Source organism: Prevotella sp. C0209C1 (genome assembly GCF_056583855.1).
Genome location: NZ_JBWPJP010000014.1, coordinates 14499 through 27534 on the forward strand (window position 1 = coordinate 14499; position 13036 = coordinate 27534).

Genomic DNA, 13036 nt, shown 5'->3' on the forward strand with positions numbered 1-13036 from the left:
CTATAAAAGATCAAAGATATGAAAAAAATCAATTGCATGTTAGCGTTGGCGTGCATGTCGTTGTCAACGCTTTTCGTTGGGTGTCAGAGAAATGGGGATATGCCCAATAAAACTGATGCTAATTCTAAAGTAAACCACCTTATCTTTAAAGAGGTGTTTTATACAGGGTATCTTACTTGGAAAGATTTATCAATGTATAAAATGGATAGCCAATATGCGAGATATACCGATGCTAACTATTTAGTGATAGCTAATCCTACCGATAAGCCTATATCGCTTGCTAATATGGCTATAGCTGTGCATGCTGCAGACCCAAGCATGCAATATTCTTTGCAAGCAGAAGGTAATGGTACTTTTGTTAATCGTTATTATGGCATTAGCGGAATGTCTTATTTCCCTAACGACCCTGTAACAAAAAAGCCACATATTATTCAGCCTGGCGACAGCGTAATAATAGTAAAATACGCTTGCGATCATAAAAAGAAGTTCTTTGAAGAGAACGAAATAGAAACAGGAAGCGAATACGCATCTAAGTCATCGGACTATATGGGTTGGGAGGCTTTACCAGATTATAGCAAGCTGCCTAAGGATAAAACCTTTGAGCTATGTAACCAACGTGAACCTAACCCTGATGATAAATATGATAATAAGGATATTCCTAACATGAAGGATTTGGTTTTATGGGACGATTTACCTTTTAGTGGTGTAGACCAGAGCATGCGTATAGCTTTAGTTAAGCTGCCTGACGGCGACGCTACAAAGCCTCATGTAAAAGATGCAGAGGGCTTTTTCCCTGATGAGTCTCCACGTTCTCGTCATAACTGGTATACGTTATACGACCATTATGCTACAGAGAGAGATGCTATAAATGATGAATCTGATCCTGCTAAGAAAAAGGCGTTAGAAGATAAGAGCAAATATCCTACAGCTTACTATCAAGAGATATATGTTAAAGGTGGCACCAGTCTTCCTGCAACAATAGAGCTTGACTACAACTGGGTGGTAGACTTCTTAACTATATGCCCTTCTTCAAATAAGAAGTTTGACCTTCTTACTGCTCCAAGTGAGGTTACTATGTATGATGCTAAGGGGCGTCCAATAATGGAGAATGGCAATGAGAAGAAAGAAAAGGTATGGTGGTATGATGCTGGTACTGCAAGCGTATGTAAAAGAATTTATGGTAGTGCCGATTTTGCTAACACATCTTTCAACCCTCTCGATATGCAAGGAGCTTTGATACGTAGAACAGATGGCAAGGGCTTTGTGGCACAGATGAACTCAAGCCTTAACTTCGCTAAGGGCATTCCTTCTCTTTGTAAGCGCGATGAGAAAGGAAAACCAACGTTTAATGCAGAAGCTTATTGGAAAGTAAATTCTATACAAGCTCGCACAAAGAAAAAGTAAGCATTAGAATAAAAAAAAAGATAGATTATTTTTTTTATTAACAAAGGTGTAAGTTCGTAGATATGCGTAGAACCTTTTCCCACATACCTTTGGACTTACACCTATTTTGTATACATATATATTAATATAACTAACAAATAAAACAATGAAGAAAACTATTTTATGCGCTTTGGCTATAATAGCGCTGTTTGCTAACTGTACCCGTAATGGTGACATAATTGAAGACAAAAACAATGCAGAGGCAAAATCTCCAGACTTGATAATAAAAGATATTTATTACGCTGGTAACTATATGATTACACCTAATGGTGATAAGTCAGAAGAAACTGACGATAAGTTTATTTCTATTTATAATCCTACCGACCATGATATAAGTCTTGAGAATACAGTATTGGCATTATGTTTGTATGATGCGGCAGAACCTGTTGCGTTTACAAACCCTAAAGACGATTATACTCAAAAAGGTTTTGGAGTATCAAATATGATAGGTTTCCCATTGAATAAAGACAATAAGCCTTATGTTGTAAAGAAGGGAGAAACTATTGTTATTGCCATGAACGCTGTTAACCATGCAGAGCATCAAAAGAAATATTTGGAAGATTCTGAGGCAGATCCTAAGCAATATAAAGGCTGGGATAAGTTTATAGATCTTTCAAAGGCTAATTTTGAGTGGGGACAGAATGGTAATGATGAAGTGCCACATATGACTTTCCTTTACTGTGTAGATGACAATAAGGATCAGCAACTTAATATGAAAGATGATAAAACAAAAGTAGGAATTTGGAACGAAGAAGATGCAAGTGATTTTAGTTTTGAGCGAAACTTTACAATAGCACTTATACGCTTGGCAGAGCCTATAAAAAAGATAAAAGCAGATATGACTAATGCTACTACTAATGAAAAGCTACTTAAAGAAGTTGAAAATTCAGGAAGTAAATATGGACGTTATGTAAATTGGACAAGCGATGGTCATTCTAAGCATCAAATATTAATGTTTTTACCTAATGAATGGGTAGTAGATGCAGTAAATGTGAGGTATAAGGGGGCAACAACAACTAAGATTTCATATGCACCTATTTCACGAAAATTAGATAAAGCATGGAATGGTGTTTACACTAAAGCTGACGATGATTTAGAGGTAGGTGCAGGAAAGATGCTAACAAGACGTTTTGATGGTAAGAAATTCTCTGATATTGACGACTCTTCAGTCGACTTTGAGGTGAAGCCTGTTGTAGTGCCTAATAAGTAAAGGCATATTTATAAAAACCCTATAGCTTTTGTTTTATAGGTATTGCTATAAAAAAAAATAAGTCCACTCATTCTAAAAAGGGATATATTACCCTATAGAGAATGAGTGGACTTATAATATAAAAAGAGGTGTAGCCTTAGTAAAAGGCGTGTTTTTTATTGTTTTATTTTGCACCGCCTCCTAAGGCATAATATAGATTTACTATAGCTTGTAGCTTGGCAAACTGTTCTTGCACCTGTTCTATTTGAGCGTTTAATAGCCCCTGTTGTGCGGTAATAACTTCTATATACGAGCTTGAGCTTTGCTTATAAAGTAGCTGTGTTTGCTCTACATTCTTTTTTAACACATCTATTTGTCGTTGAATAAGTTTGGTCTTTTCGTTAGCAGAGCTATATCCTACAAGGGCATTGCTAACCTCTGCTCCAGCTGTGAGAATACTGTTTTGCCATTTGTTATAAGCCTGCTTATATTGATCTTGAGTAACACGAAGTCCTGCTTTTAGTTTTCCTTGTGCAAAGATGGGCTGGGTAAGGCTTCCTGCTATGCTAAGAAGTAGTTTTCCGGGACTTATTAATCCATTACCATTCGACCACGCTGCTGTTGGCGATATGTTTAAAGCAGGATAAAATCTGCTCCGAGCTTCTTGCACGTTATAAAAGCATTGTGCAAGAGCCATCTCGTTAGCATGAACATCGGCGCGATTGCTTAGCTGCTCTATACCAATGCCACCAGAGAAGGTTACAGGAAGAGTTTGATAGTAGAAGTTTCCACGATTAATTTTATGTGCGGGTTCACCTAATAGCAGGCTTAAAGAGTTTTCTGCTTTACGAATATTGTTTCTTATAGTAACTCCTTGTGTTAGAATATTATAATATGCTGCCTCTGCACTTTGCACACTTGTAGAGCGAGCACGTCCAAACTTTATTTGTAGCTTCATCATTTCCCATGTGTCTTTGGCAAGTTTAGCCATATTTTCCACTATCTCTTTCTGGCTATCAAGCATTAAGAGTGTGTAATACAGGTTAGCAACATTACAAATAAGCGATGTTTGGGCAGCTACTTTATAATCTTTAGTTTGCATGAGCATGGCCTGTGCCGACTTCTTCTGTGCACGGAGTTGACCGAAAAGGCTAACATTCCAGCTTGCAGCAATGGGGAAGGTATAGGCTTTAGTAGGCTCTGGTTGGCTACCAAATAAAGATATTGTCCCTGTAGGACTTAATATCACATTAGGTAAAAAGGCTAACTTTGCTGCTCTAAGCTGTTGCTCTGCAATATCTATATTGAGAATTGCATTGATAAGGTTAGGGTTATTGTCAAGCGATCGTTCTATGATTTTCTGTAATAGGGTATCAGTAAAGACGCTGCGCCATGGCAAATTGCCAAAATCGTTAGTACCATCAAGCTGTGCATGGTCGTCTATTGGGTGGCGAACAACGCCCATCATCTTTGCTTTAGGACGTTTATAGTTGCCATAAAGGCTTTTACAGCCTGTCAAAGACAAGGCTGCAAACGCTATTATAAATATGTGTAATTTCTTCATTTTATAATCTATATGAAAAGTTATAACCTGTTATATTCTTGCTTTTTACAATTAGCTTTCTAAGCATATTAATCCGGTTTTTCTAAGTTATATTTGTTTTTCTCATTATTAAAGTGTATAGGAGAAAAGCGTTCCTGAATGTGTTGGAATATTGTAAACAATGTAGGAACAAAGAATACTTGGCAAAGTGTGCCTATAAGCATACCACCTACAGCCGCTGCTCCTAAAGTTTGGTTTCCGTTACGTCCCACACCACTTGCAAACATTAGTGGTATTAAGCCCACTATCATAGCTAATGCTGTCATTAACACCGGTCTAAGGCGAGCTTTAGCTCCAAGAATGGCAGCATGGCGTATATCCATACCTGTGCGGCGACGGTCTAAAGCAAATTCTACTATTAAGATAGCGTTCTTTGCTAATAAGCCAATAAGCATGATAAGAGATATTTGCATATAAATATCGTTATTATGTCCAAACAAAAGTGTAAAGAGAAAGGCTCCTGCTAAGCCAAAAGGAATAGAAAGTACCACAGCTAAAGGCAAGAGATAGCTCTCATATAGCGCACTTAAAATTAAATAAACGAAAACTATACATAATGCAAATATAATAACTGTAGTGTTACTTTGCTCGCTCTCCGATCGTGTTAAGCCCGAATACTCATACCCATATCCAGCAGGAAGATGGTCTTTAGAGACTTCTTTTATGGCTTTTAGCACATCTCCAGAAGAATATCCTTCTTGTGGAGTTATATTAACATCTATGGAAGTAAATAAGTTGAAACGATTCATTACTTGTGGTCCATAAATGCGCTGTAAAGTAATAAAGCTATTTATAGGAGCCATACCTTTTGGAGTACGCACGTATATGTTTTGTAAGCTTTCTTTTGTTAGTCTGCTTTCTGCCGATCCTTGTATCATTACTCTGTATAGCTTACCATAAGTATTGAAGTTAGAAGCATACATACCACCATAATATCCCTGTAAAGTAGAAAGAACAGTTTTAGGCGAAATGCCAGCCTGTTTAGTTTTGGTAACATCTACATCTACCATATATTGAGGATATTGTGTGTCATAGGTAGTCATAGCTTTTGAAACTTCAGGACGTTTTTGCAATTCTTCTAAGAAACTGCGTGTAACGCTTAAGAATTTATTTATGTCGCCACCTGTTTTGTCTTGCATGGTCATAGTAATACCGTTTACCATAGAGAAGCCTGGTATCATAGGAGGTCCAAAAGCTAATATTTGAGCACCTTTTATGCTTGCCACTTGCTTATATATCATACCTAAAACCATGTTCGACTCCATAGGGTTTAAGAACAGCGGAATGAGGCTACCTTGCTTAAAACATTCTGCTATGCGTAAGAAGATATTTTTAGAAGCACGTTTATCAAACGACTTAAGTTTTATAAAAAAAGCTGCCTGATTAGAGCCTTGCCCACCTATTAAGCTGAATCCAACAAGGTTTTGACGTGTTTCTATGGCAGGATTATTAGCTAACATCTTATCAACGTCGTTTACTATTTGCCTCGTTACCGATTTAGAGGTACCAGGAGGAGTAGATATGGATATCATAATATTACCAGTATCTTCATTAGGTACTAACCCCGTACTTGTAGTGCTCATAGTGATTATTAGCACTAATATGCCAAAAACAACTGCTATTGCTGTGATAATAGGTTTCTTTATAATACGTTCAACACCTTTTTTATATTTATTTGTTATCTTATCGAATGCGGTATTAAAAGATGTATTAAAGCGATTAATAAAAGTAGAGTTTGCTTTATTTTCTTTTTTATTATGTGGTTTTAATAATAAAGCGCAAAGAGCAGGGGACAATGTTAGGGCATTGATGGCTGAAATAACTATAGAAATAGCCATAGTTACACCAAACTCACGATAGAAAGTACCTGATGTACCACTTAAAAACGAAACAGGTACGAAGACGGCAGCCATAACAAGAGTGATAGAGATGATAGCACTTGAGAGTTCGTTCATGGCATCAATAGAAGCCGTTAAGCTTCTTTTATATCCTATGTCCAGCTTAGCGTGTACGGCTTCCACTACTACAATAGCATCGTCTACTACTATTGCAATAGCGAGTAATAAAGCAGATAGAGTGAGCAGGTTAATAGAGAAGCCAAACATCCATAAGAATAAGAAAGTACCTATTAATGAGACAGGGACAGCAATCAATGGGATAAGTGTGGAACGTAAGTCTTGTAAGAAGATATATACTACAAGAAATACTAAAGCCAAGGTTAAGAATAGTGTAAAAAACACTTCTTCGATAGAGGCAAATAAGAAGTCGGTAACATCAACAACGACATTCATCTTCATGCCGGGAGGGAAATTTTTTGCTTGGTTTTCAAATTCTTTTTTTACGCCATTAGCCACTTCGGTTGCATTCGATCCAGATACTTGTTGTACCGCACCAATAACAGCAGGCTTACCATCGCTTTCCATACTAACAGCATAAGATAATCCTCCTAATTCTATCTTTGCCACATCGCGAAGATATAAAGTATTTCCGTCGGTATTACTACTAATAATAATGTTGTTATATTCTTGTGGATTTTTTAAACGTCCTTTATAGCGCATAGTATATTCATACGCCATATCGCTCTGTTCTCCAAACTTTCCCGGAGCAGCTTCTATGTTTTGCTCTGCAAGAGCAGCAACTATGTCTTGCGGCATTAGGTTATATTGCTTCATCTTATCAGGTTGTAACCAAATGCGCATACTATAAGTTAATGCACCAAAAATCTGCACATTACCTACTCCCTTTACACGTTTTAGGGCAGGAACGATGTTTATATCACTATAATTGGTTAAGAACTTTTCGTCATAACGTCCGTCATCGCTTGTTAGAGCAAATATTATAACATTACTACTCTGACGTTTAGAGGTTGTTACTCCTACTTGTGTTACCTCCGAAGGTAATAGTGCCTGTGCTTGAGTTACTCTGTTTTGTACATTAACGGAAGCCATATCAGGGTCTGTACCTTGTTTAAAGTAGATAGTGATTTGAGCTTTACCTTCGTTAGTAGCTTGAGAGGTCATGTAAGTCATGTTCTCTACACCATTTATACTTTCTTCTAAAGGAACAATTACAGAGTTTAATACGGTTTGAGCGTCAGCACCTGCATAGCTTGTCGATACTTGTATGGTAGGAGGAGCTATGTCAGGATACTGCTCAACGGGTAAAGCTATTAATCCGATTATACCTAATAGAACAAAAAAGATAGATATTACTGTTGATAATACCGGTCGCTTAATAAAATTAGAAAAAGTCATATTTGTTTATCCTATGTGAGAATATTAATATTATTTATTGTCATTACTTTGCATAGCTTTTACAAAGGCAGAAGCAGAAGATTGACTCTTGCTTAACTCTTGTGCCTTCTTAATGGCTTTAGCATATTCGGCTTCTGTTAAAGCCTTTATCTTTTCACCATTAGTAAGAGCAGATACTCCTTTGACAACAATTCTCTCACCCATCTTTAGCCCATGAGTAACAATGTAGTTTTTGCCATCGTTCTCTGTAGCAACGATAATTTCGGTATAATGCACTTTGTTATATTTATCTACTTTATAAACAAACATTTTGTCTTGAACCTGCACCACTGCTTCTTGTGGGATAACTATAGCATGGTTGTCAGTCTTTGCTATTATAATCTGACCACTACCACCACTCTTTAATAATCTTTCTGGATTAGGAAAACGAGCTATAACGCTGATAGTCCCTGTTGCGGCATCTACTATACCACTTGTTTTCACTATAGTACCCTCATGGTTATAGATAGATCCATCTATGAGCTGTAAGCTAACAGAAGGGAAAGTCCTAATAGCTTTAGTTAATCCATTTTCTGTGCGTGATAGTTTTAGCATATCTGATTCTGTTAAGGAGAAATAAACCTCCATAGTAGAAACATTGCTCACAGTAGTAACAGCCTGTATAGAAGAAGGGCTTACCAGTGCCCCCTCCTTATATGGCAAACTTCCGATATATCCAGAAGTAGGACTCTTTACATAACAGAAGCTTAGGTTGTTCTTAGCTGTTGATAATCCTGCTTGAGCTTGTTTTACTTGTGCTTGAGCTTGGCGCACAGCTGCTTCAGCCTGTGATATTCCGCTTTGTGCTTGGCGCACAGAAGCTTCTGCTGTGGTATATGAATTTTTTGAAGATTGTAGCTCATATTCCCCAATAACCTTGTTAGCATAAAGATTTTTACTGTTACTATAAGTTAAATAGGCAGTAGCTCTTTGTGCAGTAGCCGAATTTAAATTAGCTTTAGCAGTAACAACTCCTGCTTGAGCTTGCATTACAGTGCTTTGTGCTGCTGCTACTTGTGCTTGTGCTTGGCGCACAGCTTCTTGGTAGGTAGAGTTGTCTATAACGAATAATACTTGCCCCGTTTTAACATATTGACCTTCATGCACATTAAGTTGAGTAATAAACCCACTAACTTTTGGTCTTATCTCTACATCTTGAATACCTTTTATAGTGGCAGGATATGTTGTTTTTGATTGTGCATTTGATGCTCCTATAGTAATTACAGGATATTCATCACTTGTAGGCAGGGTATGCTGGCTCTTATTGCAACCAACTAAAATTATAGACAAAGTGATTGTAACTAATAATAATTTGTTTATTTTCATATATTGTTTTATTATAATATTATTTCAGTTGGGAGATATTTAACAACTCATTTTTAGATGTTCCTAATAACTATTAAATTAATAAAGTACTAAAAGAAATGATAACTTGAGTTGTTAAAATGCTTATCCTTTTAATGCAAAAGTACTCAATTTCTTTTGTAAATATATAAAGTGGTGTGCTCTTTTTAACAATATTTACTTTGTAAAAATAAAAGAGTTAAAACTTATATTAAGCCTAACTCTTTTGCAGTTTCGTTTAGTAATTTTAGTAAAGGCTCACGTTCGTTTGGCACTTTGTTGTCTAAGATAGCTTCTTTTAATGATTTTTTAAGTAAGCCTACTTCATAGCTTGGTTTTAAATGGAATATTTCCATAATTTCATTTCCATCAATACATGGTTGTAGAAGGCGTTTGTAATCTTGTTCTTTAAGTGCTTCTATCTTTTCCCTTACTATTTTAAAATTATTTAAAAAGCGTTGTTTGCGTACCTCGTTTTTGCTTGTTATATCTGCTTCACATAGTGTCATAAGGTCGTCAATATCATTTCCAGCGTCATTTATAAGTCGTCTTACAGCAGAGTCGGTTACCTCTTTATCAGCAATAGCAATAGGACGCATATGCATATCTACAAGTTTGCGTACATATTTCATTTTCATATCCATGGGCAATTTCATTCTCCTAAATAGTTTAGGTACCATGTTTGCACCTACTATGTTGTGGTTATGAAATGTCCAACCTATAATGTTATCCCAGCGTTTACATTTAGGTTTCCCAATATCATGTAATAGAGCTGCCCATCTTAGCCAAATGTTATTTGTTTTTTTACAAATATTATCAAGCACCTCAAGTGTGTGATAAAAGTTGTTTTTATGTGCCCTACCATTTTTTATGTCTACAACGTCCATAGATGTAAGCTCTGGCATAATGATTTGTAATAGCCCACAACGTTGCAAGTCTACAAATCCTTTACTGGGAGTTTTAGTCATAATTATCTTATTTAGCTCTTCTATAATGCGCTCATTGCTAATTATTTTTATGCGTTCCGCATTACGTTCAAGTGCGGCAAAAGTGTCGTCTTCTATGAAAAAGTTGAGTTGTGTAGCAAAACGTACACAACGCATCATGCGCAATGGATCATCAGAAAAGGTAACATCAGGGTCGAGAGGTGTGCGTATTATACCGTCCCAAAGGTCATCAATGCCTCCAAAGGGATCTATTAGCTTTCCAAAAAGATGGCTGTTTAGGCATATTGCCATGGCATTAATAGTAAAGTCGCGACGATTTTGGTCGTCTTCTAAGGTGCCATTTTCCACTAAAGGCTTTCTGCTATCATGGCTATAGCTTTCTTTACGAGCACCAACAAACTCTACTTCTATGTTTTTATATTTTACCTGAGCAGTGCCAAAATTCTTAAAAATAGATATATGTGCTTGCTTTCCTAAGATATTTTTCAGCTCATGAGCTACCTTAATGCCGCTTCCTACTACCACTACATCTATATCATTAGATGGGCGTTCTAAAAACAAATCGCGAACATAACCACCTACAACATAGCATTCTAATCCTAATTTATCGGCAGCTTTGGAAATATTATGAAATATATCTTTATTTAATAAATGTGCTAATTGTGCATCTGAGAGATCTTGCATAATAATAGTTTAATTCTAAATATGCAAAGGTAGTTAAAAAGAATGATATTTCAAAGTCTTATATATCTTGATAATAAAAGAAAGAACATCTACAAGGTTTTATACCTTATAGATGTTCTTTACATTATATATATACTAAGTATTATATTTATGTGTTTTTTATTTATATATTTCAGACAAGACTTTTTGCAGCTCTTCTCCCATTAGGTCTATCTTTACTATTTTGCCTTGTGGGTCTATTAGTATGTTAGAAGGAATGGTCGTGATGCCATAAGTCTTAGCAGCAGCACATTGCCAACCCTTTAAGTCGGACATTTGTGGCCATGTCATGCCTAAGCTCTTTACTGCAGCTGCCCATGACTCTTTCTTTTGATCAAAGCTAACACCTACTATTTCAAATCCTTTAGGGTGAAATTGTTTGTATGCTTTTACGACATTAGGCATTTCCATACGACAAGGGGCACACCATGAAGCCCAAAAGTCTACGAGGACATATTTGCCTTTACCTGCATAATCGCTAAGGGTAACAGCTTTACCATTAAGGTCTGCCATTTTTAGTTCATGGAATTTTATTCCCGGCTGACGAAGTTGTAATGATTCCCATCTTTTCTTTACCAATTCCATGCTTTTGTCATTGTAATAGCCAGAAGAAGGGTCGCACACCTCTTTCATCTCGTCAAAGTCGAAGCTATATACTAAGTCAGAAACATATTTGGCAGGGAAAGTAGTGTTTTTAAATTTACGTACTATCTCTAAAGTTGTTGCTTTCTGTAAGGAGTCTAAGCGTTCAGCTTTAGCTTTTATCTCTTCTATCTTATTAGCATCTTCTGTTGTGATAGATGTTTTAGATCTTTTCTTAATAGCTTGATATTCATTGAGCAATACTTTGTATTGAGCTTCAATACTATTCATTTTCTCCTCATAAGGCTTAGTATCTTGAGCATGTAAAGCAAAAGTGCACACTGCAAGCGTAGCCATTATTAAAAACTTTTTCATAATCCTGTATTTGTAGTTAGTTTCAATGCGTACAAATGTAGTAATATTTATTTATATAGGACGCAGGTTTTATAATAAAAACACTACTTTTACTTTTTATTCATATCTTAAAATGTATATGTTACTAAAAGTTACAATATTTTTTGTAACTTTGCACCACTTTAATTATTACAGGGGTACTTGCTAAACCCTCTTTAAAAAAACAAGATATGCAAAAAACAAAACAACAGGTAAGCGTACTGTTCCTGCTTTTCAGTGTGCTTTTTTGTGTTTGCCTTATTGCGGCAAACCTATTGGAAACAAAGCAGATTTCAGTGTTAGGTATTAGTTTGACAGGTGGTTTGATAGTGTTTCCTGTGTCTTACATTATTAATGACTGTGTATGTGAGGTATGGGGGTATAAGAAAGCTCGTCTGTTAATATGGTTAGGCTTTGCTATGAATTTCTTTTTTGTAACAATGGGTGCTATATGTGATTGGATTCCGGGTGCTCCTTATTGGAAAAATGATGCAGGTTTTCATGCTGTCTTTGGCTTAGCCCCTCGTGTAGCAGTAGCTTCTTTTATAGCTTTTGTGTTAGGCTCGTTTGCAAATGCTTACGTTATGAGTAAGATGAAATTGCGTGATGGAGGTAAGCGTTTCTCTGCTCGTGCTATTCTTAGTACTATAGCAGGTGAGAGTGTAGACTCTATAATATTTTTTCCTCTTGCTTTATCAGGAGTTGTTCCTACGGAAGAGCTACCCAAGCTGATGCTTTGGCAGGTGTTCCTTAAAACATTTTATGAGGTGTTAGCCTTACCTATAACGATAAGAGTAGTTAAGGCTTTGAAGGCGCATGAAGGTGAAGATGTCTACGATACAGGTATTAATTATAGTATTTGGAAGGTATTTAGTCTTAATTAAACACAACTAATTTTCCCCCCAAGCATATTAAAAATGCTTGGGTATATATTTTAAAAGATGGATAGAGAAGAAGATAAACTACAGTTATTAGGTAAAAAAACTGAATATAAGAGCGATTATGCTCCAGAGGTTTTAGAGTCTTTTGAGAATAAACATCAAGGTAATGATTATTGGGTGCAGTTTAATTGTCCAGAGTTTACCAGCTTGTGCCCTATTACAGGTCAACCAGATTTTGCTGAAATAAGAATATCATATGTTCCTGATGTGCGTATGGTGGAAAGTAAGAGCTTGAAGCTCTATTTGTTTAGTTTTCGTAATCATGGCGACTTTCATGAAGATTGTGTAAATATTATCATGAAAGACCTTATAAAGCTGATGAGTCCTAAGTATATAGAGGTAACAGGAATATTTACTCCACGTGGCGGTATAAGTATATATCCATATGCTAATTATGGTAAGCCAGGCACAAAGTATGAGAAATTAGCAGAATATAGGTTTATGAATCATAAGATGTAGCATATCTTTTAAAGAGTAAAATTATTAATAAAGATGTAGCCTTTCTTTAGAAGATTCTTTTTATAGCGTATTAGAATGATAAAGAAAGGCTTTTTAGTAGTAATTATACCGTGCAAGAA

At 36.1% G+C, this 13036-nt stretch carries 9 protein-coding genes; 4 read left to right on the forward strand and 5 right to left on the reverse strand.

The window, feature by feature from the left end:
* Nucleotides 1-18: 18 nt before the first annotated feature.
* Nucleotides 19-1404 (forward strand): hypothetical protein, encoded by a 1386-nt coding sequence (locus tag AC1DCD_RS05285; protein ID WP_464640210.1) that lies wholly within the window; start codon nucleotides 19-21, stop codon nucleotides 1402-1404.
* A 145-nt stretch (nucleotides 1405-1549) separates the two neighbouring features.
* Complete coding sequence (locus tag AC1DCD_RS05290) at nucleotides 1550-2653, forward strand: DUF4876 domain-containing protein (protein WP_464640212.1); 1104 nt, start codon at nucleotides 1550-1552, stop codon at nucleotides 2651-2653.
* A gap of 163 nt (nucleotides 2654-2816) precedes the next feature.
* On the opposite strand, the gene AC1DCD_RS05295 is transcribed toward AC1DCD_RS05290, so the two are convergent.
* The 5 genes from AC1DCD_RS05295 to AC1DCD_RS05315 form a co-directional block, all read right to left on the reverse strand.
* A complete protein-coding gene (locus tag AC1DCD_RS05295) occupies nucleotides 2817-4196 on the reverse strand; it encodes a TolC family protein (protein ID WP_464640214.1) in 1380 nt (459 codons plus the stop codon).
* 68 nt (nucleotides 4197-4264) lie between these two features.
* Nucleotides 4265-7489: an efflux RND transporter permease subunit gene (locus AC1DCD_RS05300; RefSeq protein WP_464640216.1), complete on the reverse strand. Its 3225-nt coding sequence runs from the start codon at nucleotides 7487-7489 to the stop codon at nucleotides 4265-4267.
* A gap of 30 nt (nucleotides 7490-7519) precedes the next feature.
* Nucleotides 7520-8854 (reverse strand): efflux RND transporter periplasmic adaptor subunit, encoded by a 1335-nt coding sequence (locus AC1DCD_RS05305; RefSeq protein WP_008450203.1) that lies wholly within the window; start codon nucleotides 8852-8854, stop codon nucleotides 7520-7522.
* Between the two features lie 224 nt (nucleotides 8855-9078).
* On the reverse strand, nucleotides 9079-10503 hold the full coding sequence (locus AC1DCD_RS05310; protein ID WP_008450067.1) for a CCA tRNA nucleotidyltransferase: 1425 nt from the start codon (nucleotides 10501-10503) through the stop codon (nucleotides 9079-9081).
* 159 nt (nucleotides 10504-10662) lie between these two features.
* Nucleotides 10663-11499, reverse strand: a complete 837-nt coding sequence (locus AC1DCD_RS05315) for a peroxiredoxin family protein (protein WP_008450201.1) — start codon at nucleotides 11497-11499, stop codon at nucleotides 10663-10665.
* A 209-nt stretch (nucleotides 11500-11708) separates the two neighbouring features.
* Here AC1DCD_RS05315 and AC1DCD_RS05320 point away from each other — a divergent pair, with 209 nt between their 5' ends.
* Nucleotides 11709-12401, forward strand: a complete 693-nt coding sequence (locus AC1DCD_RS05320) for a queuosine precursor transporter (RefSeq protein WP_008450087.1) — start codon at nucleotides 11709-11711, stop codon at nucleotides 12399-12401.
* Nucleotides 12402-12458: 57 nt separating this feature from the next.
* Nucleotides 12459-12917 carry a preQ(1) synthase gene (gene queF, locus AC1DCD_RS05325; protein ID WP_036854526.1) on the forward strand — a complete coding sequence of 153 codons (459 nt, stop codon included), beginning with the start codon at nucleotides 12459-12461 and terminating at the stop codon, nucleotides 12915-12917.
* Nucleotides 12918-13036 lie beyond the last annotated feature (119 nt).